This is a genomic window from Terrirubrum flagellatum (genome assembly GCF_022059845.1).
In the GTDB taxonomy this organism is placed as follows: Bacteria; Pseudomonadota; Alphaproteobacteria; order Rhizobiales; family Beijerinckiaceae; genus Terrirubrum; species Terrirubrum flagellatum.
The window spans coordinates 168757-192970 of record NZ_CP091853.1 but is presented as its reverse complement, the minus strand read 5'-3'; the positions used below and the strand labels follow the sequence as shown (position 1 = coordinate 192970).

The window sequence follows — 24214 nt, the reverse complement described above, 5'->3', positions numbered from 1 at the left end:
CGAGCCTTGTTGACGGTCAGTTCTCCAAATCAAGCTCGTCCGGCCAAACCTGGGCGGCGTGCAAAACGCGCAGGATGCGAATCCTGTCAGACGTCACTGTGTAGGCTGCAATGAAGGGCGACCGCGGCACCAGCAGTTCACGCGTACCAGAGACGCGGCCTGGCCGCCCGCTCTCTGGAAACTCCAGAAGACGCCGCACCGCCAACTCAATCTGCTCGTCGATCTGGACTGCGGCGCGCGGACTCTCTTTCTCGATAAACGCGAAGATCCCTTCACGATCGCCGAGCGCCAGCGAGCTCCAAGTAAGCTTCATGAATCAAGCGCGGTGGAGCGTTGCGGCGCGCCGCTTTGCGAAGCGGGCAGCCACCTCGCTGTCTTCAATATCAGGGCGAGGATCCTCGAGCGCTTCGCGCACTTTCGCCCGGAACCAGGCATCGTGGGCCGTACTGGTGCTAATGAGTTCAAGCGGGAGCGCGCCTTCATTTGCCGTGCGGGTGAGCAGGATGCGTACGGCGTCGGATACGGTCAGTCCCATGGCTTCGAGCACAGCGCTGGCGCGTTCTTTGATGTCGGCGTCGATGCGAGTTTGGACGAGCGTGTTGGTCATGCGAGCCTCCCCTTCATGTAATGCAATTGACGTACAAAATTCAACCCGTTCGAAGCGCCTGAAACGCCGCTTGCTGCGGCCGCTCCCGAGTCAAGCTCGCGGCTTCGACGGTCGGCTAACGCCTTTAAAATTGCATCAGCTTCAGCAATCGTTGGTTAATATTACAGATTTCACCTATTGTTGAAGCTAATCGCTATTTCGCCACCGTCATCGAATCATCGCGAACATACCCTCCATCACTATCGATAATGACAGCTTATCGAAAGTTAACGCAGACCCTTCGAAAAGCGGCCTGAATCCGCATTCGACAGCACCCGGGCGACCAATTCTCAGGACTCGCAACGCTCCAAACCAACCGCCACAGGCAAACTTGATCAGCGGCGCGCATCCGCTATCATGATAGCACAAGGAGCGAAGATGGCCCAGATCCTCGTCCGCGACATCGAAGACACCGTAAAGGAGGAGCTGCAGCGGCGCGCCGCCCGCCATGGCCGCAGCATGGAGGCCGAAATCCGCGACATCCTCCGCGACGCGGTCAAAAGCGACCCGGCCGGCCGCAGCCTCGGCGCCGAAGTCGCCGCCCTGTTCAAGGGAATTGGGCTTGGTCCCGACGAACAGTTGCCAGACCTGAGTGGCCACAGCCTGAAGAGCCCCTTCGAGGAATGATCCTCCTCGACACCAATGTCGTGTCGGCCTGCATGCGCGATCCCGCCGATCCCGCTCTCCTGAGTTGGCTTGATCACCAACCGCGCAGCTCGATCTGGACAACCAGTGTCACCGTGCTTGAAATCCGTTTCGGCTTGGCCTTGCTCCCCGAGGGGCGCCGGCGGGCAGCCCTTGGCGACGCTTTCAGCGAACTGGTCGAGAACACGCTGGAGCACCGGATCACGCCCTTCGACGGAGCGGCGGCCGAAGCGACCGCAAGGCTCATGGCGGCCCGAAAACTGCGCGGCGCGCAGCAAGACCTTCGCGATAGCATGATCGCCGGCGCGGCCCTGGCGCGCCGAGCGACACTTGCGACACGGAATCTGAGGCATTTCGCGGACGTCGAGATCACGATTGTCGATCCCTGGAGCTTGACCTGACGCTGCCGCTCAACGGCTCCCGCTTCACCCTCAACCTCTGGCCGATGAGGGCCATGAGGAGGGGGCCGATGCTGAACGCCCCGGCCCGCGCCTGTTCGGTCAAAGCCCTGAGATAGCCGCCGGGCGAGCGGATCGCCGGCGAGCCGTTGACGGTCGGTGGACCTGACCCGCCCTCGTCTCGCTCAGACGAGTATTCCGAACGCTGCAGGATGGCGGCGATGGCGATGGCGGCGTCGCGCTCGCCCAGAACCCCGACTGCATCCTTCCAGGCGTCGGGACTGATGCCGAGGAACGGCCGGACCGAGCGGGCGAGCGCCTCGAACGCTGGCCAGCTCTGGACGCGCCGCCCGTCAGGCTCGAAGGCTGCAATGTCGGGGCAGGCGTCGAGCACCATTCCGAGCGCCAGAAGGCTTGGGCCAAGGCTCGCGGCAGAATTTGTGGGATGCTCAGGGTTTTCGCTGGGACCTGCTGTGGCGGGTGCGAAGGGGTTGGGGATGGGCTTGGATTCGCCCCCAGCCTTTTTGGAGGCGGGTTCAAGAGATATCCATTGGGTTTTTGAATTAGACTGATGCCCGTCGTTCTGGCGGTCATTGCCAGCCATATTCTGCTGTTTAACGTGCATTTCCAGAATGTTGGCGATTTCCGCCCGAAGCTCCGCCAGATCCGCCGCAAGCCGGCCGAGCGCTTCGCCCTCCCCGACCCGTCTCAGCGGCGTCAGCAACATGAGGAACCGCCTCGTGAACTCGGCCCAGGGGCCGGACACGCCTTCGTCGACGCCGCAGGCGACCAGCTTCTCGATGTCGCGCCGATGCAGGCTGATGCGTTCTTTCAGCGCCCGTGCGGCGCGGCGCTCGGCCCTGAGTTCCTCGACCATGGCCTCAAACTCGGGGGCGCGGACGACGAGCGGGGTGAGATCGAACCCGAAGGCTTCGCTGAACCGGTCTTCTCCGGTTTCGCCCTTGCGGGCGTAGCGTTTGCCGTTGGGGCTATCCCTGCGGGCGATCAGGCCGGCGCCGACGAGGGCGGCGAGATGGCGGCGCAGCGTCGTCTCGGACATGCCGTGGGCGCGTAAGCTCAGGGCCCGGTTGGAGGGGAAAACGACGAGCTCGCAGGAGGCGCCCTCCCCTGCCCCGTCCGTCTCGCTTTCTGCGGCCTTCAGCGGCCTCACAGGCAGGGAGAGCGCCGTCTCCTGCTGGAAGGACAGGAGGGCGTTGAGCACGCTGAGCGCGCGATCTGACAGGCCCAGCCGCTGCTTGATCTCAGTGAGCGAGCGGTAGAGGGCCCATTTGTTGACGGCTGCTGGGATGTTGGATCCCGGCTGGGACGCGGCTTCGATCGCCTCCCGGACCTGCATTCCGGTTGCGATTTGGCCAAGCGTCACCTGTCGCCGCCCGAAAGGCGTCGTTGCAAGTTGCTCTGTCATGGTTCTGCCTGTCGTCAGGCAAAGAAAATCAGGTCGCCAAAATGACGTTGAATCTCATCAGAGACTCTTGACGGCGATTCGCGGAGGTGGGATTCTCTAGGTGTTCAAGCTGGAGAAGGCTTCCGGGGCGTCAGTTCTGGGGGCCTTTTTCTTTACCTATGTCTTTCCTCTCGGGTGGATCAAACGCGGTTTGCTCACGCCGGACGCGGTTTAAGCCGCGTCGGATGTTGAAGAAGTACGAATGTTGTCGGGCGCCTTGGCCGATCTTTTCTCGATTTCCCGGCTTCGCCGAGCTTCGTAGCGTCGATAAATCCCCGCCAGCTCGCCCGCCAGGAACTCAGCGAAATCAGGATCTGCGGACGCGTTGATCGTGAGGCGCGCCGCCTTGCGTGAACGCTCCAGGAAAACAACGGGCTGTCCAGCGCTGTTCTCCAGCACCGCGACAGACCCCCTTACCTCCGCGGCCGGTTGCGACCGGCCGATCGCTCCAAGCGCCAGTTGGAAGCGGCCGTCGGAATCAGCCTCCGCGAAGCTGTCCAGCGCCATCACGGCTTCGACTTGCGCGCGCGTCGAAGGGTCTCGCAGCGCCGCGGCAAAAGCCATCCAGCGCGATCGACCCGCCTTTGGCGCGGGGCCAATCGTGACGATCAGGGTCTCAGGAACGTCTTTCGCCACTGAAATCACGCGGCTCACATCGGCCTTGTCGACGCCAAGCGACGAGACGATCACCGCGCGCGAATAACCGGCAGTCTCAAGCCGCCAGGCGAAGAGCGCGATCTCGATGAATGACAGGTCGCGCCGCTCGGTGTTTTCCCGCCCCTGCGCGATCACGAGTTGCTCGTCGGTCAGGAGGGCGACCACCGCCTTCACCTTGATTCCGAGTTCGCGGCAGGCGTCCGCACGCCTGTGGCCATAAGCGATCTGGAAGCGACCGGCCAAAGCCGGATGCGGGCGCACGAGAATGGGCACCTGCTGCCCGCTTTCCCGAATTGACTGTTTCAGCGCCATCATCTCCCGCGGATCGCCGAGCTGAATCCGGTCGCGAACCGGCGCCGGATCAACCGACGCCGGATCAAGCTCCACAAGCGTCTGCGCGTCTGCGATCTGCGCCTGGAGTTCGGCCGCGGCTTTGCCCGCTTCACTCCATTTTTGCAGGGTCTCCCCGATCGCGCGGACCGCTCCGGTGCGGATTTGCGGGACGGCTCCCGTTCCCGCCCGCCGCGCCGGATCAGGGTCGTTGGGAGCTCCCAACGGCGTGTCACCGCGATGCGTTTCCTCAGGCGAACGGGGCGCTTGCGGCGCGATTGTTTGCGCTCCGGACCCGGCCTGCCCTCGCGAGGCGGCCGTTCCTCCGAAGCCGTACAAGGCATCGATCGTCGATTTGCGGCTCATGGTTGGCTCCGCATCCGCGGCTCGCGCCCCCAAGCGGTGCGAATGAGATTCTCGATCTCGGTATGGACCGCCTCGAGCGCGTCATGGGCTCGATCATAGGTCGAGCGGGTCATGCTCTCCCGCCCGATCTCGTAGAGCGTCTGCTTCGTCAGTCCGGCGTCCGACATCGCCGTCGACTTGACCATCGGATTGGTCAGAACCGCGTCGCCGAACAGGTTGCGGAGTAGCGCGACGATTTTCGTCTGCGGACCGTCCTGCGGTTCGTAACGCGTCAGGAGATAGCGTATGAAATCATATTGCAGTCTGCCTCCTGCCTCGCGCACGACCCGAAGCAGATCCTTGGTCATCAGCAGGAACTGGCTCATTGAAGCGACATCCAGCATCTGCGGATGCACCGTGACGATCATACCCGTCGCCGCGCATAGCCCGGAAAGCGTGAGATAACCGAGGTGAGGGGGGCAATCGATGACGACAACATCGTAGCGCTCCGCCACCGTATCGAGCGCCTTCGCGACCCGCGCGAAGAAGAGCTGATCGGCCGAGCGCATGCCCGCCGCCAATGCGCGGGGCGTCTCATGCTCGAACTCCATCAACTCGAGATTGCCGGGCACGAGGTCGAGGCCGGCGAAATAAGTCGAACGGATGATCTCCGCCAGCGGCCGGCGATCGCCGTCATACCGGATCGCGCCATAGAGCGTGTCGTTCTCGCCGACTTGAAGCTCAGGCATCAAACCATGCAGCGCCGAAAGCGACGCCTGTGGATCGAGATCGATCACCAGCACCCGGTAGCCGCGCAGGGCGAGATATTGCGCGAGGTGCGCCGAGGTCGTGGTCTTCCCAGATCCGCCTTTGAAATTGGTGACGGCCAACACCTGCAGCTCCTCGCCGGGCTGACGATGAGGCAGATATTCCCGCGCTTCGCGCCGGTTCTTTGCCGCGGCGCCGAGATGGGCGCGAAGCTCGTTGATCTGACCGAGTGTGTATTGGCGGCGGCCCGTCGGCGTCAGCTCCGGCTGCGGCCCTTCACCCGCCAGCGAAAGTTGCCTGATCCGGGAGTCGTTCACCCCGATCAGCCGCGCGACTTCACCAGAGCTGAACTTCCTCAACTCCTTTGTCGCGGTTGGCGGGAAGAGAGCGGCGCTGATCGATTGAAGCTGCGCGCTCAACGCCTCCGCATGCTCGCCGATGGTTTCATCGGCGGACGGCAATGCGAACCTTGCGCGGTCTGCAATAGCATTCACGAGATATTCGCCCGCTCACGGTTTTGGCCCCGAAGGGCCGCTCAAACCGTTAAGATGCCGGGGAGAGCGATTCTGGCAAGCGCTTTTTGGTTAACAGTCCGAAACCATTTTCCCAATCGCTGGCGTTGGGAGCTCCCATCCACTGACTCTGGTCCAGCAACGCAAGCGTCGCGGCCATGTTCGTCAGCTCTAAAAAGGATCCGTCAATTCGCCTGAAGGGGAGGGGAGAGGAGGGGAGGACGGCAACAAACGGCGCCTATCGCTCGCCGGCGCCTATCTCGACGCTGCGTTGGAGGCGACTCCGCGGAGCGAACTGATGCTAGGCTTGTCGGTTATGAATTGATGGCTGAAGAATGATCTTGCCGCCCGATGTTACGCGGAGAGATACGAGATCAGTCGAACCAGTGGCTCTGAATGGAAGGAAGCGCTTCGATCGGAAGCGACTCCTTCAATAGATCGCTGCGTATCGCGCGCAGACAGCAGCGTCATCGAGTCCCGCCAGCATCGCGATTTCGGCGCGCTTCATCCCGAGATAGCTTTCCAGCAACAGGGGCGGGAACCAGCCCGCCGCAACGCGATCTGATTCGAGCGCAGTGAGCGCGGCGGTCAACGATCCCGGCAGGCGGCGCACGCCCAGCCTCTCGCTCTCGGCTTCGGACAATGTCGCGGGATCGACATCGACGATCGGCGGCGGCGGGAGTTTCTCACGCAAGCCTGCAAGGCCGGCGCGCACGAGCGCGCCGAGTACCAAATGAGGACTTGCCGTCGCATCGGCGCCGCGGAACTCGACGTGAAACTGCCGCGCCGGATCGGCGCCGCCGATCTCCACCGTCGGACAGATTCGCAAGGTCGCTTCGCGATCGCGTTCGCCAAGCCAGGTGTAGGCCGAACTCCAGTTGTGCGGCTGCAGTCTGAGATAGGATGCGACTGATCCGGCTGAGAGCGCAATCAGCGCCGGCATGTGGCGCATGACGCCCGCGAGGAAGGAGCCGCCAATCGTCGACAACCGGCCGGGCCTGGCTGGATCATACATTGCGGGCTTTCCGTCGCGATCGACGAGACTCATATGCGCATGCACGCCATTGCCGACGACGTCAGGCGCGAGCTTGGGCGCGAAGCTGGCGCGCCAGCCGAACAGCCGCGTCAATTCCCGCACGATCTCGCGCGTCGCGATGGCGCGATCGGCAGCGATGATCCCGGCCGCGTGGCCGATGCTGATTTCGAACTGGTTCGCGCCATATTCGGGAATGAACACGTCGGGTTCGACACCCGCTTCTTCAAGCGCCGCGACGAGTTCGGGGCCATAGGGGTCGGCGCGGCGCAACGCCTGCAGTGAAAACGCCGGCGCGGCAAGCCAATCCGCGCCGACCACGCTGTATTCCTGCTCGAACGCCGAGACGAGGGTCAGGCCCGTCTCGCTCCTGAGATCATCAAGCGCCTGTCGCGCGAATGTCCTGACGCAGCCGACCCAGGGCGTTCCGTCGAGTTCGACGATGTCGCTCGCGACGATGTCGAACGGCGTGGCGGCCCGCCAGCCGGCGACGCGAAACCGCGCGTTAAGATCAGGCATGAGCCTGAGATCGCCGCGAGAGCCCCATGGATTGGGATCGGCGATGACATCGAACGGCGTCAGCGACAGATTGGCCGGCACCCAGCCAACGCCATGCTTCAGCGCGTCGAGCCGGTGCGCAGGAACTGAACGGCCGCGCGTCAATCCGCAGAGATCGGTGGTGACGAGCGTCGTCAGAGCCGTCCGGCGCGGCGGCGCGGCAGGGTCGGTCATCATTGTCTCCGTGATGTGTCGATTGAGGCGCGACGCGCCAAATTCGCGGGGTTCCGGCGCAGCGTCGATCTCGTCGGATTCGATCGTGATGCGGTTGCGCTGGCGGAATCGATCAATGCGATCGAGGCGCGGTCGCGCCTGGTCGGCCATGCGCTGAGTAATCAGCGCCACCAGCAGCTCGAGCTGCGCAAGCGCTGGAACGAGCGTGTCGAACGGCGACGCCGCTTCGACGCGCGCGGTGAAGATGATGTCGGCGATGTCGGCGATCGGCGATCGCCAGCGATCGGTGAACAGGATGATCTGCGCGCCTTGTTCGGCTGTCTGGCGTGCGAACTCGATCGTGCTGCGCTGATATCGGCGATAGTCGAACAGGACGATCACGTCGTTGGGCTGCGTGTCGGCTGCGATGTCGGCGAGCTCCGTCAACGCTTCGCCGGCGAGACGCGCGTCGGGATGCAGCTGGACGAGATGGGCGCGCAGCATCGCAGCGAGATGGCCGCTGAAACGCCCGCCGGCGCAGATGATCCGGCGCCTCGGATCAGAAAGCAGCGCCGCCGCGCGATCGAGATCGCTGGCGAGCGTCTCCCGTTTCAGCGCTTCGACGCCGGCGCCGATGGAGCCAAGAAATGTGCCGACGGGCTCGCCCTGCGCCAGAGCCGAACGCCTGTCGTCCAGCATCGCCAGCGGCGACTGGCCGCGCTCCTCGATTTCGCTCAGGAGGTCGCTCTGGAACTCGGCGAAGTTGGCGTAGCCGAGTTTCACCACCAGGCGCGTGATTGTGGGATCGCTGACGCCGGCGCGCGCCGCCAGCCGGGATGCTGGGCCAAGGCCGGCGGTGGGGTAGCTCAGCAGCAGCTCCCGGACGACCTTCCTCTCCGCCGGCGTGAGATGGAGGTCAGGCGATCCAAGCTTGTCGCGAACCGACATGCGCCCTCTTTTTGGGCAACCCGATGTAGGATTGCTTACATTTTCGCATCAGGCTGCAATTATGAAAGGAATTTGACATCGAGCGCAAGCTGTTCAAATCTTCTCTCTGAGATCAGCGGGCGGGGTCCGCTAGGACGGGCGGGGCAGACAATGCGGACTTGGTCAAAGAAAGCGGCGATGCTCGCCGCCGTGGTCCTGGCGGCGGGCGCGGCTGAAGCCCAGGTGAAGATCGGCGTGGTCGGGCCGCTATCGGGTCCGCAGGCGAATTCCGGCGTCGCCATGCGCAAAGGCTTCGAGATGGCTGTCGAGGAGACGAACGCCGCAGGCGGCGTGACGGTCGACGGCAAGAAGCAGCAGATCACGCTGATGTTCGAGGACAGCGCCTCGCGCCCGGAAATGGGGATGAGCGCGGCGCAGAAGCTGCTCACGCGCGACGGCGTCGATATTCTCATCGCCGATTCCATGGCGAGTTCGGTCACGCTCGCGACCATGGAGCTTGCGCCAAGCTTCGGGAAGTTCATGGCGAGCGGTCAGCCGGTCTCGATCGCGATCGCCCAGAAGATCAAGGCCGAGCCGGAGAAATACGCCAACTTCTGGAAGATGTCGTTCAACAGCGACGCCTATGCGCAGGCGATCTTTGAATCGACGCGCGATCTGGTCGCCGCGGGCAAGGCGAAGGCGCCGAAGAAGACGATCGCCTTCATCGTCGAGGACACCGATTACGGGAAGTCGAACGTCGAATTCACCGCGCCCCTGTTCGAGAAAGATGGGTGGAAGGTCATCTCCAATGATGCGGTGGCGAACGGAACGGCCGACTTCTATCCCCAGCTCTCAAAGTTGCGCGCGAACGAGCCAGACGTGCTCGTCAGCATCTTCACATCGCCGAATTCCGGCGCGGCGCTCGTCAAGCAGATGAATGAGCAGGGACTGAATTCGCTGCATCTTGCGGTGTATTATCCGGTGCGGCCCGAATTCATGCAGGCCGCGGGCGCAGCTGCGAACGGACTGCTCTGGACGCCTGTCATTTTCGATCCCGATCACAATGCGAGTCACAAGACCTTCGCCGAGAAGGTGAAGGCGAAGACGGGCGCGGTCGGCACGGGCGATCATGCGCTGGGCTATTGCCAGATGGCGATGATGCTCGACAATCTCGGCAAGGCCGCCTCGGTCGATCCGAAGAAATTGTCTGACGCTTTCGCCAGGACCGACTTCAAATGCGTGTATGGCAGGTGGGCTTACGACACGGCGATCCATACGCCGAAAATCGGCGCTGACCATCTGCCCGTGCCGTTCGCCCAGATCCAGAAGGGCGAGAGCCAGGTGGTGTGGCCGAAGAGCGCGGCGACCGCGGAATTCCAGGCGCGTCCGTGACGCCGCCTGCGAGCGCCGGGGCGCCGCTTCTCGAAGTCGCGAATCTGTCAGTTCGCTTCGGCGGCCTCGTGGCCGTCAATGATCTGAACTTCACGGTCGCGCGCGGTGAGATCGTCGCTTTGCTTGGTCCGAACGGCGCCGGCAAGACGACGACGTTCCATCTCATCGCCGGCGCGCAACAGCCGACAAGCGGGCGCATCGTCTTTGAGGGGATCGATCTCTCGGGAATGCGTCCGGACGCGCGTTGCCGCCTCGGGCTCGCGCGCACATTCCAGATCACCCAGCCCTTTCATGAGCTCAGCGTCGTCGAGAATGTGATGGTCGGCGCCATGCAGCATCACCGCGTGCTTGATGCGGCGCGCTACGATGCGCGTCGTTATGTCGACATGGTCGGGCTCGCGGAAAAAGCCGACCAGTTGGCGAAAGGTCTCAGCACGGGACAACGCAAGCGGCTTGAAATGGCGCGCGCCGCGGCGACGCGACCGAAACTGCTGTTGATGGACGAAGTCACTGGCGGCGTCGATCAGAAGAGCATTCCCGGCATGATCGCGCTGGTGAAGCAACTGCGCGACGAAGGCCTGACGATCATCCTGATCGAGCACAATATGCGCGTGATCAGCGAGGTCGCCGATCGCGCGATTTTCATGAATCGCGGCGTCAAGATCGCCGAGGGGACGCCTGCCGAGATCGCGCGTCACCCTGACGTGATCGATCTCTATCTCGGCGAAGCGGCCCATGCTTGAAGTGCGCGGGCTCGACGTCGCCTATGGCGATTATCAGGTGCTCTGGGACGTCTCGCTCGATGTCGGCGCCGGCGAGATCGTCGCGGTGCTCGGCCCGAACGGGTCCGGCAAGAGCACGATTCTCAAAGCAGTTATTGGGCTTTGCCGCCCGCGCCGCGGCGGCATCACCCTCGATGGCGCCGATCTCACGCGGCTCTCCGTGCATGACATGGTCGGCGCGGGCGTATCGATGGTAATGGAGCGCCGGCGGCTGTTTCCCACCATGTCGGTTCGGGAAAATGTGCTGCTCGGGGCTTATCACCCTTCGGCGAGAGAGAGAGCCGCCGAGACCTTCGCCTGGGTCGAGAGCCTCTTTCCCATCCTGCGCGAACGGAGCGGCCAGTCAGCGGGCCGCCTGTCCGGCGGCGAGCAGCAGATGGTGGCGATCGCCCGCAGCCTGATGGCAAGGCCGCGCCTGTTGCTCATGGACGAGCCCTATCTCGGGCTCGCGCCGAAAGTGGTGCATCAGGTCAATAACATCATTCGCCGCATCAACAGCGAAGGCATCGCGGTGATCTTCAACGAGCAGAACGTCGCATTGTCGTTCAGGCTGGCGCATCGCGGTTATCTGCTCGAAGGCGGCCGCATGATGCTGACAGGGACGGGAGACGAGATGCTCCGAAGCGACGTGGTCCGCCGCGTCTATCTCGGCGAGTAAGCGTCATGCCGGTTTCCCTCTATATCGAGCAGATCATCAATGGCCTCATCGCCGGCTCCATGTACGCGCTTATCGGCGGCGGCATCGCGCTCGTCTATGGCGTGACGCGCGTGCTCAATATGGCGCATGGCGAATTCTACATGCTCGGCGGCTATGGCGTGTTCTATCTCGTGGTCGCCCATGCGGTTCCGCCTGTTGCAGCGATTCCGCTTGTCGCGTTGCTGCTCTTTGCGCTCGGCGTGATCGTGCAACGGCTCACGATCCACTATCTCCTGCCGCGCGAAGGCTGGGCCTTCGCCTGCATCGCAGCGACTCTTGGCCTCTCCATCGCGTTCCAGAATCTCGCGCTGGTCACATTCGGCGAGGATTACAAGGCGGTTCCTTACTATGTCGATGGCGTGCTGCGTCTCGGCGACGTGCGCCTGCCGCTGCAGCGCGCGCTGATGCTCGCGGTCGCTGTGATCACGCTGCTCGCGATGGCGTTCATCCTCAAGAAGACCCGCTTCGGCTGGGCGTTGCGAGCCGCGGCGCAGGACGCCGACGCGGCGTCCGTGTGCGGCATTCCCGTCGGCCGCGTGCATATGATCACCTTTGGCTTGTCGGCGGCGCTTGGCGCCATCGCGGCGGCGATGCTGGCGCCGATCTATTCCGTCAGCCCATGGATGGGGCTGCCGGTGCTCTTCAAAGGCTTCGTGGTTGTTATCCTTGGCGGCCTTGGCAGTTTTCCCGGCGCCATCGTGGGCGGCTTCCTGCTCGGGATTGTCGAGGCGATCGGCGTGCAACTCACTTCGGCCGAGTGGCGCGACGCGATCGGATTCGCCGTGATGATCCTCGTGGTCTGGCTGCGCCCATGGGGCCTTTTCGGCAAGCCGCAATAGGGCGAACGTGTTCCAGCCTCTCTCCTCCGCCGCGATTTTCTCCGCGCTTGCCGCAGCGATCGCGCTGCTTGCCCTGCCGCTTGCGGGCGCCGGCGGCTATGTCCTGCATGTGATGATCCTGGTGATGATCTTCTCGGTCTTCGCCGTCGCCTACAATCTCGTCACCGGCTATCTCGGCCTGAAGACTTTTGGCCATCACGCCTTTTTCGGGCTTGGAGCCTACGGCTCCGCGCTGATCTCGATGCATGGCGGAATAAGTCCGTGGCTCAGCATCTGGCTCGGCGCCGGGGTGGCGGCGGCGTTCGGGATTTTCGTCGGACTGCCGGTTCTGCGCATCAAGTCGATGCCGCATGTGGCGATCGTCACGCTGGCGTTCGCGGAGATCGTCCGCATCGCCTGCTCCAATCTCAAAGGCGTCACGCGCGGCGAGCTCGGGCTTTGGGGCATCCCGACATTTGGCGGATTCGATCTGCCGGGCCTCGGAAAGGTCGTGTTCAACGCCGCCAACAAGACCGGCTACTACTATCTCGCCGCGGGCTTGCTTGCGCTTGCGCTGGTCGCGACCGCCGTCATTCTCCGATCGAAGGTCGGTCTCGCGATCTTCGCCATTCGCGATGGCGAAGACGCAGCCGAGAGCCTCGGCGTGAATCTGACTCGCATCAAACTTTTCGTCTTTGGATACAGCGCCTTCGTGGTCGGCGCCGCCGGCGGATTCTATGCGCACTATGTCGGCATTCTCACGCCGTCGGCCGCGATCGGAGCCGACGTGATGATCATGGTCATCGCGATGACCCTTGTCGGCGGACTTGGCTCGTTCACCGGCCCGTTGATCGGCGCGCTGCTGCTGACGAGCCTCGGCGAGTCGCTACGGTTTCTCGATCAGTATCGCCTGCTTGTCTATGGCGCGATGATCGTGATGTGCGTGATGTTCGCGCCACGCGGCCTCGCGTCGCTCGGCGAGCTATTGCGGCGGCCGCGGAAAAGCACGGCCGCTTGACGAAATCGCGGGGCGGCCGCAGCCGCGTTGATGCATTGACCGGTCACAGGCCGGTCAGAAACGATCAAGCGTGAAGGGCGCGACGATCGGCGCGAGCGTCTAGCCGTTCGACGTGACGCAATTGAAGAAGCCGGGAACGCCGGGCATCTCGCCAAGAATCGGCGCGCCGTCGATATTGATGTTCATGCCGGCCCAGATGCGCACGATGTGAAGATGCGCGGCGGCGGGAAGCACGCGCAACGCCAAAACGTCCCGAGTTCCTAATTCGGGATAATTTGCTGGAAACCTGCATCGAAATTGGGCATGCTTCACAGGGCCTTCACGCAAATAAGGGCTCTAATTGGGAACTTCCGGCCTTAGCAGCCCGCCGCCCGACGCGCCCGACGTGATGGCCGAGTGCGAGCGCCAGCTGCGCCCTCTTGTTCATGCGATCGTTCAATCTGCCGTCGCGGCAGGCTGGAGTGAGAAGGATGTTCTTCTTTCGCTGATGGAGCTCTCTTGGGAAATGTATGAACAAGGCCGCGACGGCTCCGATCAGGCCAACAAGTAGACTGCGGCTACTCCCTTCCTCTCTGCGAACGAACAATAACAGGCAGGGAATGAACGTTCGATCGTGATACGATCCTCATGAGTCGATGACCGTGACGCGCCAACGAAGAGCCGCGCCGTCTGCAGCGGGAATTCCAACAATCTTCCTTATCGGCTGCGTTTTCCCTTGCATACGATTTTATCTGAACAGAATTATTTCTTCACACACGAATACAAATGCTCTTTCCCTTCCGTGGCAGGCCCGTTACGTTGCGTCCGGGGCAACGTAACGCTTGAAGGGGGATTTCAAGCAGCGCTGGGAAATTCCTGCCTGCTTGCGGGCGTGGGGTTTCAATCGCTGCCAACGCGACGGCTGGGGCAAGCGGAATGGAAAATGCGGACGAGGTCGGGAGGCGAGGCGGTTCCCGCGCCGTCGAGAAGGATCGCGCAGCTCGATACGTCGTCGACATCATTCCTGAAAGCGCAGGCCCGAGAAAGGCTATCACGCGGGGGAGCTTGATACACTCCATCCGTGGTCCCGGATCGCAGAAGTTCCTGGCCAAGGAGCATTCTGCGGGAATTGTGCTGGCGCCCGCTCGCAAATTGAGAGCTTCGCTCGGCAGCGACAGAATCGAAGAATTCGATGCGCCGGTCGGATGCATCGTCGTTAATCCCTCTGGCGTGGACAGCAGTCTCGCTTGGACCGCGACCAGGGAAAACGCCGTCATCTCCATATCTCCCGAAGCGCTATCGGAACTGGCCGCTCACGAATTTGATCTCGCCGATGTGGAGTTCGAGCCGCCTGCGTTCGGCACAGTCGATCTCCGGGCGCTCAATATCGCCCGGTTGGTCACGTCTGAGCTGACCGGGGAAACAGCTCCGAACGAGCTCTATCTGGATTCATTGCTCACGCTGTTTGGCGTTCACCTGCTTCGCACCTACACAAGCCGCAAGAGACGGCCCGAGTCGCCCAAGGGCGGACTCTCCCCTGACAGCACTCGACGCGTGCGGGAATACCTCGATGAAAATTTTACGCGAAAGATACTGGTCGCCGAACTCGCGTCGGTCGCGGGAGTTTCGCCGAATCATTTCATCGTAAGGTTCGCCAGGACGTTTGGCATGCCGCCGCATCGGTATCTGATCAGTTTGCGCCTGGACTTCGCGGAAAAGCTGCTCGCCGATGGCGAGATCGCGATCATCGACGTCGCCTGTCTGGCAGGATTCTCGGACCAGAGCCATTTGGCCGCCGTCATGAAGAAGCACAGGGGAAAAACGCCGACTGAGCTGCGATTTGCGAGGTGATCGTCACGAGCTTCAGCGGCAGTGGCGGCGTGCCCCTGAATATATCCTGCGCGGCTGCGCGGCTGCGCGGGCGGCGGGCAATGAAGAAGAACGTTGACTCCCCGGAAGAGTCCGACAGTCCGGACTCGCGGAAAGCCGATTCCCACATCCTCGATGTCATTCCTGCAAGCGCTGGCCCAAGAAAGGCGACGCCTGGCGGCGGCGCTGTCCATTCCGTCCGCAAGCCGGGAGCGCAGGCGCTAACGGCGCAAAGTCATTTCGCGGCAGTAATGCTCGAGCCTGCTCCGAAGAATCGCGCGTCGCTCGGAAGCGACAGGATGCGAGAGTACGACGCGCCGGTCGGCGCGCTAGTAGTTCACCCGGCGAGCGTCGATGGTCGCGCGCAATGGTCCTGCACCCGGGAAAGCGTGATCGTCGCCTTCAGACCTGAGCACATGCTTGAGCTGGCCGCCAGCGAATTCGATGTAGGACAGGTAACGTTTCGGCCGCCGCCCTTTGGAACGATCGATGTCAGCGCACTGCGAATCGCCGAACTGCTCAAGGCGGAGCTGGCGGAAGGAGCAGGCAATGAACTCTACGTCGATTCGCTGATTACCGTATTCGGGATTCATCTTCTCCGGAACTATGCGGACATGCGCAAGCCGCTTCCCAGCATGAAAGGCGGTCTCTCCGGTCGCGTTGCTGCGAGAGTAAAGGACTTCCTTGACGCGAACTTCACGCGGAAACTGTTGGTGGCAGAGCTGGCGGCGATGGCCGGCCTTTCGCCGCGTCATTTCATTCTGGCGTTTTCAACGACCTTCGGGCGACCGCCGCATCAATATCTCATTGAACGCCGGCTTGCTCTCGCAGAGGAGCTGCTCGTCAACAGAGATCTCTCGATCGCGGAAGTCGCTCATCTCTGCGGATTTTCAGATCAGAGCCACTTGACGGCCGTCATGTCGAAATACCGGAACAGGACTCCCAAACAGGTGAGGCTGCAACGGTGACGTCTTGTCGGCGCGCATTTCATATTGTCGCGACGTCTGTGAACTTTTCAGTAACCTATGTATGCGCTCGCCCTGCATCCAGCTCGCAGCTTCTATGACGGAGCGATGATATCCGCCGTCCGCGGCGAAGATCGGTATTTCCTACAAGATTACCGGAACTTTCCAAAATACTTCCGTCGGGAACGTGGCCATGCTCGGCTTGGGAATCATTCCCGCTGCGGCAATCTGGCAAGCATTTGATGCGGCCTCAGAGCGCCTGGGCGACAGCGAGGCAACGTACAATGACTTCAAGCTTTGAGGGTCGCGTACAAGGAGAATCCCGTCGCGGATTTGTCGGCAATTGGATTTCAGGCCGCGGCAATCGCTCGCTTCGCCGCCGGCTGATGGCGGCGCTGCGCATGGCCCATCGCGTGCTCGGCATGCGCCGCACGGACATGGGCCTCGGGACGTTGGGCGTTGGCGGCGGCCTGGCTGCGATCATCGCGCTCGGTCTCTCCGCGCCGGCGCAGGCGCAATATCAGGCTGGCGGCGGCACGGCGTCAGGCGCCAACTCCGTCGCCATCGGCAACGGTGTCCAGGCAAATGGCCAGAACAGCGTGGCGTTGGGCACCTCTAACAGTGCAACAGGCAACGCTTCGATCGCCATCGGCTATACGATGGGCGTCAACGGCCTCAACGCCATAGGCATAGGTGTCTTCGCGAACGCGACCGGCGTCAACGCTCTCGCCATAGGCGGGAACGCTCGCGCACTCACGGATGGAGCATCGGCCTTTGGTGTCAACTCCACTGCCAACGGGGCGAACGGGACGGCTATCGGCTCCACGGCCACTGCTGGCGCCGCCGCTACGGCCGTTGGCGTATCGAGCCAGGCGACCTCCGCCAATACTATCGCGATCGGCAGCCTCAGCCAAGCGACGGATAGTGCTGCCACCGCCGTCGGAAACGGCGCCCGGGCCACGGGAAACAGTTCGCTCGCGCTCGGCGCGCAGGCTCTCGCGATCGGCAGCAGCACGGTTGCGGTCGGGCAGGGCGCCGGCGCCGGTTCGACCGTTGGCAATTCCAGTTCGGTTGCGATGGGCGTCGCAGCCGGTACGTTTGTGAGCGGCGCACAGAACACCGCCATCGGCAGCGGCATTCCCAGCGTCATGAGGGGCGCCGGCTCGGGCGTCACGGGCGCACGCAACCTCGCTCTGGGAACCGGCGACGGCACTGTCACTTACGACGGCACGCTTTCGGCTTCGGCGGGCAATCTGGTGACGGGCAACGATAATATTGCGATCGGCACCAATGCCGGCATCGGCGTTGCCGCTAATACAACGACATCGATCGGCTTCCATGCCATGGCAACCGCCGACAATACTGTCGCGGTCGGCCCCCAAGCCAATGCCAGCGGGACCAACTCGGCAGCGCTTGGCAACGTCGCCAGCGCTTCGGGCAACTTCGCGCTGGCTCTGGGCAATTCGGCCGTGTCGAGCGGAGTCGGCTCGGTTGCGGCGGGTTCGGGAGCCCAAGCCACGGCTGTCTCCACCACGGCGCTCGGCAACAACGCCACGGCGACCGCCGCGAACGCAGCCGCGCTGGGGCTGGGCGCAGCCGCCAGCGGAATCAACAGCGCCGCTCTTGGCCGCGGCGCCCAAGCCACCGCCCAGAATGCCGTCTCTGTCGGCCCTGGAACGAGGGCGACTGGGATCAACTCCGTCTATCTCGGCTCGAGCAGTTTTGCGACAAGCGCCAGTGGAGAGAGCGCCATCGGTATCGGCACGGATGTGACGGCGTCTCAGGCCGACGCCATTGCGATGGGACGCGAAAGCCAGGCGACTGCAACCAACGCCATCGCGGTAGGTCTCCAGTCCACGGCGGACGCCGCCGATGCCGTCGCCATCGGCACCGGGGCGACCGCAACCGGCGGCAAGGCTGTCGCAATCGGCGCGGGCAACACCGCTTACGGCGATGGCGCAGTCGCCATCGGCGATCCGAGCTACGCGAGCGGCACAGGCGCCTTCACCGGCGGCGCCAACAACATCGCCAACAGCGACGGAACGGCGAGCGCCACCGCCGCCAACCAGGCCGCCGGTGCGGTCGCGATCGGCAACAACAACAAGGCGATCGGACAGGGCTCCGTGGCGCTGGGCAACGGCTCCACCGCAGGCGCGGCCGGCTTCGCGGGCAATGTCGCGATCGGCGATGGCGCGACGGCGACGGCAAGCTCCGGCGACGTTGCGTTGGGCTCGGGCTCGGTGACTGTGACGGCGGTCGGCACGGCCAGCGCGGTGATCAACGGCACGACCTACAGCTTCGCCGGCACGACGCCGACCTCGACCGTGAGCGTTGGCGCGGCGGGCGCGGAGCGCACCATCACCAATGTCGCAGCGGGCCGGATCAGCGGCGGCTCGACTGACGCCGTCAACGGATCGCAGCTCTATGCGACCAACCAGGCGGTCGACAGCCTGGCGACCACCGTCAACAACATCAGCACCGGCGGCGGCATCAAATATTTCCGCGCCAACTCAACCCTGCCGGATTCGCAGGCGTTGGGGACGGATTCGGTTGCGATCGGCCCGAACGCAGTGGCCAACAACGCAGGCGACGTGGCGATCGGATTGAATTCGACTTCGGGCGCGACCACCGCCGTCGGCGGCGCAACGATCGGCGGCGTGAACTACACTTTCGCCGGCGCCGTTCCGAGCGGCGCGTTCTCGGTGGGCTCGGTGGGCGCCGAGCGCCAGATCCAGAACGTCGCGGCTGGGCAGCTCTCGGGCAGCTCGACCGACGCGGTGAACGGATCGCAGCTCTTTGCGACCAATCAGCAAGTCACAACGAATACGACCGACATCACCAATCTCGGCAATACGGTCAACAACATCGCCGGCGACACGACGACGATCTTCACCGACGCCAATGGCGATGGCATCCGGTATGTGCGCACCAATGACAGGACTCTCGCTGTCGCCGATTCTTCGGCTCAGGGGATCGGCTCCACCGCGGTCGGCTATCAGGCCACAGCCGTCGCCGACAACTCGCTCGCGCTCGGCCGCGACAGTTTTGCCAGCGTCATCGGCACAGTCGCGCTCGGCTCGGGTTCGATTTCGGATCGTCCGATCGCGCCCACATCGGGATCTGTCATCGCCGGCACGGGCATCGTGCCCTACAACACCACGGACAAGACTCTTCTTGGCGCCATCTCGGTAGGAAATTCCACGTCCTATCGCCAGATCACAAACGTGGCTGACGGCACTCTGGATCAGGACGCGGTCACTCTTCGCCAGTTGAAGGGCGCGCTTTCCTCCTTCGCCGTCTCGGGAACGATGTATTTCCACGCCAATTCGACAGCGTCCGACTCATCCGCGGTCGGCGTCGATTCCGTGGCGATCGGACCACGCACGACCGTCAATGGCGACAACGGCATCGGCATGGGCAACGGCGCCATCGTGCAGATGACGGCGCCGGGCGGCATCGCCATCGGCCAGAACGCAACCGTCAATCTCGCCGATGGAATCGCGCTCGGCACGAACTCGACCGCGAACGGCATCCAGGCGACGGCTATTGGCCCCGGCGCTAAGGCCAACGAACCCGGCAGCGTCGCGCTCGGCGCGGGCTCGACGACCGCGGCTGCGGTGGCGACCACCAGCACGACGATCAATGGCGTGACCTATGCGTTCGCCGGAACAAATCCGACCAGCACGGTGAGCGTGGGCACTGTCGGCGACGAGCGCACCATCACCAATGTCGCGGCAGGGCGCATCGGCGCCACCTCGACCGATGCAATCAACGGATCGCAGCTCTACGCGACCAATCTGGCGGTCGAAAGCCTCGCCGGCGCCATGAGCAACATCAGCAGCGGCGGCGGCGTCAAATATTTCCACACCACCTCGACAGCGGCGGACTCTTCAGCGATTGGCGCGGACAGCATCGCCATCGGGCCCGCCGCCGTCTCCAGCGGCGCGAACTCAATCGCAATGGGGAACGGCACGACGGCGACTGCGAATAACTCCGTCGCCATCGGCCCAGGCGCCAAGGCGACCCAGGCGAATTCGCTCGCCCTCGGCGCCAATTCGACGACGACCGCCAATCTAAATGATGCAGCCTACACGCCGGTTGTGGGCGCGACAGCGGCCGGCGTCGCGACAGGAGAGGTCTCGATCGGTTCGACGGGCGCAGAGCGCCGCATCACCAATGTGGCCGCTGGTTCAGCGGCGACGGATGCAGTGAATGTGAGCCAGCTTCAGGCTCTCGCTAACAGCTCATTGCAGTATGACACCGATTCCTCCGGCAAAGTCCTGAACAGCATTACGCTGCGTGGAGGCGATTCCAACGCGCCAGTGACTATCGGCAACGTGGCTCCGGGCGTGAAAGGCACGGACGCGGTCAATGTCGATCAGTTGAACAGCGCGGTGAGCTCTCTCAACGGAAGAATCAATTCGCTCAGCGGCGAGATCAGCAAAGCGCGGCAGGATGCATGGCGCGCCGGCGCGCTCGGCATAGCCGCCGCCTCGCTTCGCTACGATGATCGTCCCGGCAAGCTGAGCGCCGCCGCCGGCGCCGGCGCCTGGCACGGGCAGGGCGCGCTCGCCTTCGGCGCGGGCTACACCAGCGAGAACGGCCGCGTTCGCTTCAACGCTTCGGCCTCCACGACCGGAAGAGACTGGGGCGTCGGCGGGGGCGTGAGCTTCACGCTGAACTGACGCCGGCCGATTTTCATGAGATTGGGGACGCGCCTCGTGGCGCTTGTGATGACGATGGTCGGAACGGCTCACGCTGCGGAGCAGGGACGACCTGTTGTTTACGCTGTGAAGCCGTCCGACGTTATCGTGCCCGAAGGCGAGACGCTGGGCGAGTACAGACGGGTGATCCAGCCCTTCAGGAACTGGACGTTGATCTGCGATGAGAGTTTCAAGTCGAAGCGACGTGTCTGCAACCTCACACAATCGATCGTGAACGATCAGGGAGCGGTGGTCTTCAATTGGTCGCTCATGGCGACCGCCGACGGAAAACCGCTGATGATGATGCGTGTGCCGGCCACCGTCGGCATGGGCCAGCAGATCGAGATCGCGATGGGACAGGCGCCGGATCGGATCGCAGCGCGTATCGATCGATGCGATGCAAATTTCTGCTACGCCGTGATCGCAGTCGGCGACATGCTGAGAAAGCACATCCGCGCGGGAACGGAATGCGCGATCTCTTATCAAGATGCGCGCATCGGAGTGGTTGCGTTCCGCGCGCCTCTCGATGGATTGCTCGTGGCCCCGGAGCGGATTGCGAATGGGGAACGACGCGCTCGCAATGCTGCGCGATCCAATCCGTGATCTTAATCGAGCCTGACGACTCGTGGAGAAACAACACCAATGCGATTGAGCCGAACCATCGTCACCGCTCTCGCCACAGGAATGATCGCCATGGCGGCGCTTGGGGCCGGCATCATCGTGTACGCGCAGCAGCCTCCGCCTCCGCGATCGCAGGGCGCTCAGCAACAGGCGCCCGCAAAGCAGCAGACGCCCGCAAAGCCCGCGCCTGCCGCAGAGCGCAAGGCGAACGACAGTCCGGCAAGGCAGACGGCGGCCACAAGCGACGCCGGCCCGACGACCGTCTTCAAGGCGCATGCGCGCCAGGGCAACATCACGACCTGCGCCAATGTCTTTGACACTCTCGGCCGCGGTGTCGCCGCCGATTCAACCTACACGGCGCAGACGCAGTGGGACGGCAAGGCCGGCAACATTCATTCCGTGCAGTCGCTCGTCGCGATGAGCGGCGGCGCAGGCAATCCGGGCGCGCGAGCGGTCGGCGTCGTCTTCGCCGCGCCCATCGGCCAGTCCTGTGAGGGCACGCTGGTGCGAGTAACGCCCATGGCCGACGCTTGCGAAGCGGTGGCCGCCGGGCTCCTCAAGATCAACGGCCAGAAGAGCGCGCTGGGCGAGCTTGACGTGGTGAACCTGCCCAACGGAGCGCAGGTGATGCTTGTTCCGCTTGGCGGTTCGTGCGTCGCGGTGACGGCGATGCGGGCGGCGTCGACTGGCTGAACAAAGCGAGGATCTCGGAGAGCAATCATATGCGACGACGCTTCATTGTCCTTCTCGCAGCCTGGCAATGCCTCGCTTTTTCAGCCGGAGCGGCTGATCTGCTGTCGCCTCGTGCGCGGCAATCTCCTGTCCCTGCAAAAAGCGTTGACCTTAAAGGCATTTGGGGCGCCGTCGCCTATTCTGTCGAGAAAGGCGAGCATGGCTTCTTCTGGGGCGCCGACAAGCCTGACGAAGCACGCGACAATGCGCTTAAGTATTGCGAAAAAGCCGGCGGTCAGTCGTGCCGCATCGTGACCCTGTTCCGAAATCATCGCCATTGGGACGACGATGACCGCAGCGGTTTTCCTTACGAGCATTGCGCGGTCCTGTCGGTCGGCCGGGCGAGCGCCCGCAAGGCGCCGTTCTGGGGCGCTGCCTCGGCCAAAACTCGTCGGGAGGCGGAGGAGAAAGCGTTAAGTTACTGCGGAGGCGACGCGAAGGAATGCAAGATCCGCGAATGGGTCTGCACGTAGCCCCCACAAGCTTGCAAAGCTCCTGCTCTCAAGGCGAAAGCGATGGCCGCAAAAGGGAGCGGTGACACGCGGCCGATGCCTATTTTTAGTGGTATCTTTGCCAGCGTCAGTAACGGATCGGATTTTCGGTAGCGCAAGCGTCCGCTCTGGAGAAACGTCTCGAACGGCCGGTTATGGACCCTTCCCGGCCGCTCGTAGGCCCAAAACCGCCGCACCTGATCCAAGCAACCGGTAGTTAGCATAATATTGTTCTCGAAAGCCGACATTGCAGTGGCCGGCATGCCAGATCCAAAGGCGCACTTTAGGAGGCTCGTTCCGATACTGGGCGAATTCGGTTTCAGTTCGATCGCTTCGGAGCCGACTGGGGCGCTGCCGAATCGAGATACGAGTAAAGTGCCGGGCGAGATGAAATTCGAGATTATTGCGAAACGTCTCCGGCCTGGACCTTATGAATATCGACTATTCTTTCATTGCCGCGATTGAGCGCCTAGGCGAGGACTTATTGATCCACGTCAAGGCGTTCCATCGCAACGACATCAAAGTGAGCTGCATTCAATGACGCCGAGATCGGAAATGCGGATCATAGAAAGCATTCGCGACTGGGGCGCAAAAGGTGCCGAACTCAAGCATATGTCGCGCGAGGATGTTTCGCGGCTCGCGTCCGACATTGGTCTCAATTGTCACGAACTCCTTGCAGCCGTGCAGCGTCCCCCGGGTCAGCAAGATCAGCTTCAATTTGCATTTGACGCATTTTCTCTCGTATCATCGGACTTTGATCGGATGAGCTCGGGTTGGAAAGTTGAAATTCATCGCAACTGCGCGATGTGCGAGCAGTCAAAGCGTTGCATGAAGGAGCTTGCGAAGGGGACTTTCGTCGCGAATTCGCGGAAGTTCTGCCCGAACGCGAGCGCTTTGCGCGAGCTCCGGAATGCAAAGAGAGAATGGCTCGGACGCGTCGAGTTCGGTCCACGACACAACGACGGAACTCGTCGCAAATCTGCCAAACGACAGGATCGTTGATTTGTCGACGCCTTCAGCGCGCTGCATCTCGATCGGAGAGATCATCTCTTCGCGTGCAACGCTATCATGATTTGCCCTACATCAATTCGAACAGTGATGCGAGTTCGCCGCGCTTGGCCGCATCGCGCGGGAACGCTTTCTCTGCGATATTCTTCTGAGCCCAGCTCATTTTGAGGTGCCGCTGAGATATTGGCGGTTCACGCTCCGATTTCGCGAGTCTGAACGTGGTGCGAGCTGCGATTAAGAAGCGTGCGCGTGACGCCAACAATATCCGCCGCGTCAGATACCTGAACCAGCAACAGAATCGATCCCGACTCGACGCGCTCTCCCAGACCATAGAGCAATTGCACGCCCGGCCAATTTTTTCTCCGGGACGAATCGAATCGGCCCGACGTCGCGCACGCCGCAAAGCCGTCTTCCAGACTCACCGACGAGACGCGTCTCACAAGCGGATTGATCGGGCTGGAAGGGTCGAGATCGTGCAGGGCGTTGACTGTCTTCTCCTCCGCGACAAGGCAAAGGCGGTTCGCTTCGTACCCGCGCAAAGCGAGCTCTTGGAGAGACATCGACAGTCCATTGGCGTCGACAAAGCTGGCGATCACGACCCAACGCGCCGTCGATTGGCGCCTGGATCGCGCCGGCTTCGGCTTTTTGGAGGGCGCTCCGGCGGAGGGGGCGACGGCCGGCGAGCTCATTGTGGCGAACCTC

At 63.0% G+C, this 24214-nt stretch carries 21 protein-coding genes and 1 pseudogene; 15 read left to right on the top strand and 7 right to left on the bottom strand.

All coding sequences use genetic code 11. From position 1 onward, the window contains the following. Positions 1-16 precede the first annotated feature (16 nt). Positions 17-313: a type II toxin-antitoxin system RelE/ParE family toxin gene (locus tag L8F45_RS29400; protein ID WP_342364021.1), complete on the bottom strand. Its 297-nt coding sequence runs from the start codon at positions 311-313 to the stop codon at positions 17-19. 3 nt (positions 314-316) lie between these two features. Further along, positions 317-607 (bottom strand): type II toxin-antitoxin system RelB/DinJ family antitoxin, encoded by a 291-nt coding sequence (locus L8F45_RS29395; protein ID WP_342364020.1) that lies wholly within the window; start codon positions 605-607, stop codon positions 317-319. Positions 608-1024: 417 nt separating this feature from the next. On the opposite strand from L8F45_RS29395, the gene L8F45_RS29390 reads away from it, so the two are divergent. Further along, on the top strand, positions 1025-1273 hold the full coding sequence (locus tag L8F45_RS29390) for a FitA-like ribbon-helix-helix domain-containing protein (RefSeq protein WP_342364019.1): 249 nt from the start codon (positions 1025-1027) through the stop codon (positions 1271-1273). Between the two features lie 32 nt (positions 1274-1305). Further along, positions 1306-1692, top strand: a complete 387-nt coding sequence (locus L8F45_RS29385) for a PIN domain-containing protein (protein ID WP_342364018.1) — start codon at positions 1306-1308, stop codon at positions 1690-1692. Here L8F45_RS29385 and repC read toward each other — a convergent pair. From repC to L8F45_RS29365, 4 genes are all read right to left on the bottom strand, one after another. Further along, on the bottom strand, positions 1661-3115 hold the full coding sequence (gene repC, locus L8F45_RS29380; protein ID WP_342364017.1) for a plasmid replication protein RepC: 1455 nt from the start codon (positions 3113-3115) through the stop codon (positions 1661-1663). The two genes, L8F45_RS29385 and repC, sit on opposite strands and share 32 nt — an antisense overlap. Positions 3116-3325: 210 nt before the next feature. After that, the gene (gene repB / locus L8F45_RS29375; RefSeq protein WP_342364016.1) at positions 3326-4507 is read right to left on the bottom strand and encodes a plasmid partitioning protein RepB; all 1182 of its coding nucleotides are present in this window, start codon (positions 4505-4507) and stop codon (positions 3326-3328) included. After that, entirely contained in the window at positions 4504-5715 is a 1212-nt protein-coding gene (gene repA, locus L8F45_RS29370; RefSeq protein ID WP_342364015.1) for a plasmid partitioning protein RepA, read from the bottom strand. The genes repB and repA overlap by 4 nt, the downstream gene beginning before the upstream one ends. A gap of 481 nt (positions 5716-6196) precedes the next feature. Further along, a complete protein-coding gene (locus tag L8F45_RS29365; protein WP_342364014.1) occupies positions 6197-8458 on the bottom strand; it encodes an SIS domain-containing protein in 2262 nt (753 codons plus the stop codon). A gap of 150 nt (positions 8459-8608) precedes the next feature. Here L8F45_RS29365 and L8F45_RS29360 point away from each other — a divergent pair, with 150 nt between their 5' ends. Genes L8F45_RS29360 through L8F45_RS29340 form a run of 5 tightly spaced genes read left to right on the top strand, consistent with a single transcriptional unit; the run spans position 8609 to position 13144 of the window. Beyond that, on the top strand, positions 8609-9829 hold the full coding sequence (locus L8F45_RS29360) for an ABC transporter substrate-binding protein (RefSeq protein WP_342364013.1): 1221 nt from the start codon (positions 8609-8611) through the stop codon (positions 9827-9829). After that, entirely contained in the window at positions 9826-10572 is a 747-nt protein-coding gene (locus L8F45_RS29355; protein WP_342364012.1) for an ABC transporter ATP-binding protein, read from the top strand. The genes L8F45_RS29360 and L8F45_RS29355 overlap by 4 nt, the downstream gene beginning before the upstream one ends. Then, positions 10565-11269, top strand: a complete 705-nt coding sequence (locus L8F45_RS29350) for an ABC transporter ATP-binding protein (protein ID WP_342364011.1) — start codon at positions 10565-10567, stop codon at positions 11267-11269. The genes L8F45_RS29355 and L8F45_RS29350 overlap by 8 nt, the downstream gene beginning before the upstream one ends. Before the next feature lie 5 nt (positions 11270-11274). Continuing rightward, positions 11275-12147: a branched-chain amino acid ABC transporter permease gene (locus tag L8F45_RS29345; RefSeq protein ID WP_342364010.1), complete on the top strand. Its 873-nt coding sequence runs from the start codon at positions 11275-11277 to the stop codon at positions 12145-12147. Between the two features lie 7 nt (positions 12148-12154). After that, entirely contained in the window at positions 12155-13144 is a 990-nt protein-coding gene (locus L8F45_RS29340) for a branched-chain amino acid ABC transporter permease (protein ID WP_342364009.1), read from the top strand. Between the two features lie 102 nt (positions 13145-13246). On the opposite strand, the pseudogene L8F45_RS29335 reads toward L8F45_RS29340, so the two are convergent. Beyond that, positions 13247-13390 (bottom strand): annotated as a pseudogene (locus tag L8F45_RS29335) (D-amino-acid oxidase); the annotation flags it as partial. Positions 13391-13532: 142 nt separating this feature from the next. Between L8F45_RS29335 and L8F45_RS29330 the strand changes: the two are divergent. The 8 genes from L8F45_RS29330 (at position 13533) to L8F45_RS29295 (ending at position 23506) form a co-directional block, all read left to right on the top strand. After that, the gene (locus L8F45_RS29330; RefSeq protein WP_342364008.1) at positions 13533-13694 is read left to right on the top strand and encodes a hypothetical protein; all 162 of its coding nucleotides are present in this window, start codon (positions 13533-13535) and stop codon (positions 13692-13694) included. 365 nt (positions 13695-14059) lie between these two features. Next, a complete protein-coding gene (locus L8F45_RS29325) occupies positions 14060-14974 on the top strand; it encodes an AraC family transcriptional regulator (protein WP_342364007.1) in 915 nt (304 codons plus the stop codon). 317 nt (positions 14975-15291) lie between these two features. Further along, positions 15292-15960 carry a helix-turn-helix transcriptional regulator gene (locus L8F45_RS29320; protein ID WP_342364006.1) on the top strand — a complete coding sequence of 223 codons (669 nt, stop codon included), beginning with the start codon at positions 15292-15294 and terminating at the stop codon, positions 15958-15960. A 398-nt stretch (positions 15961-16358) separates the two neighbouring features. Next, entirely contained in the window at positions 16359-20642 is a 4284-nt protein-coding gene (locus L8F45_RS29315; RefSeq protein ID WP_342364005.1) for a beta strand repeat-containing protein, read from the top strand. 15 nt (positions 20643-20657) lie between these two features. Beyond that, positions 20658-21263 carry an invasion associated locus B family protein gene (locus L8F45_RS29310; protein WP_342364004.1) on the top strand — a complete coding sequence of 202 codons (606 nt, stop codon included), beginning with the start codon at positions 20658-20660 and terminating at the stop codon, positions 21261-21263. Positions 21264-21302: 39 nt separating this feature from the next. Beyond that, positions 21303-21974, top strand: coding sequence for a hypothetical protein (locus tag L8F45_RS29305; protein ID WP_342364003.1), 672 nt, complete (start codon positions 21303-21305; stop codon positions 21972-21974). A gap of 29 nt (positions 21975-22003) precedes the next feature. Then, positions 22004-22486, top strand: a complete 483-nt coding sequence (locus tag L8F45_RS29300) for a DUF4189 domain-containing protein (RefSeq protein WP_342364002.1) — start codon at positions 22004-22006, stop codon at positions 22484-22486. A 573-nt stretch (positions 22487-23059) separates the two neighbouring features. Continuing rightward, entirely contained in the window at positions 23060-23506 is a 447-nt protein-coding gene (locus tag L8F45_RS29295; RefSeq protein WP_342364001.1) for a hypothetical protein, read from the top strand. The last annotated feature ends 708 nt before the right edge of the window (positions 23507-24214 follow it).

Coding starts and splice junctions, on each gene's coding strand:
- L8F45_RS29350 (WP_342364011.1), top strand. CDS start 10,565: ATGCTTGAAGTGCGCGGGCTCGACGTCGCCTATGGCGATTATCAGGTG.
- L8F45_RS29360 (WP_342364013.1), top strand. CDS start 8,609: ATGCGGACTTGGTCAAAGAAAGCGGCGATGCTCGCCGCCGTGGTCCTG.
- L8F45_RS29315 (WP_342364005.1), top strand. CDS start 16,359: ATGGCCCATCGCGTGCTCGGCATGCGCCGCACGGACATGGGCCTCGGG.
- L8F45_RS29295 (WP_342364001.1), top strand. CDS start 23,060: ATGCGGATCATAGAAAGCATTCGCGACTGGGGCGCAAAAGGTGCCGAA.
- L8F45_RS29345 (WP_342364010.1), top strand. CDS start 11,275: ATGCCGGTTTCCCTCTATATCGAGCAGATCATCAATGGCCTCATCGCC.
- L8F45_RS29325 (WP_342364007.1), top strand. CDS start 14,060: ATGGAAAATGCGGACGAGGTCGGGAGGCGAGGCGGTTCCCGCGCCGTC.
- L8F45_RS29365 (WP_342364014.1), bottom strand. CDS start 8,458: ATGTCGGTTCGCGACAAGCTTGGATCGCCTGACCTCCATCTCACGCCG.
- repB (WP_342364016.1), bottom strand. CDS start 4,507: ATGAGCCGCAAATCGACGATCGATGCCTTGTACGGCTTCGGAGGAACG.
- L8F45_RS29320 (WP_342364006.1), top strand. CDS start 15,292: ATGCGAGAGTACGACGCGCCGGTCGGCGCGCTAGTAGTTCACCCGGCG.
- L8F45_RS29300 (WP_342364002.1), top strand. CDS start 22,004: ATGCGACGACGCTTCATTGTCCTTCTCGCAGCCTGGCAATGCCTCGCT.
- L8F45_RS29390 (WP_342364019.1), top strand. CDS start 1,025: ATGGCCCAGATCCTCGTCCGCGACATCGAAGACACCGTAAAGGAGGAG.
- L8F45_RS29400 (WP_342364021.1), bottom strand. CDS start 313: ATGAAGCTTACTTGGAGCTCGCTGGCGCTCGGCGATCGTGAAGGGATC.
- L8F45_RS29305 (WP_342364003.1), top strand. CDS start 21,303: ATGCGATTGAGCCGAACCATCGTCACCGCTCTCGCCACAGGAATGATC.
- L8F45_RS29385 (WP_342364018.1), top strand. CDS start 1,306: ATGCGCGATCCCGCCGATCCCGCTCTCCTGAGTTGGCTTGATCACCAA.
- L8F45_RS29395 (WP_342364020.1), bottom strand. CDS start 607: ATGACCAACACGCTCGTCCAAACTCGCATCGACGCCGACATCAAAGAA.
- repC (WP_342364017.1), bottom strand. CDS start 3,115: ATGACAGAGCAACTTGCAACGACGCCTTTCGGGCGGCGACAGGTGACG.
- L8F45_RS29330 (WP_342364008.1), top strand. CDS start 13,533: ATGGCCGAGTGCGAGCGCCAGCTGCGCCCTCTTGTTCATGCGATCGTT.
- L8F45_RS29310 (WP_342364004.1), top strand. CDS start 20,658: ATGAGATTGGGGACGCGCCTCGTGGCGCTTGTGATGACGATGGTCGGA.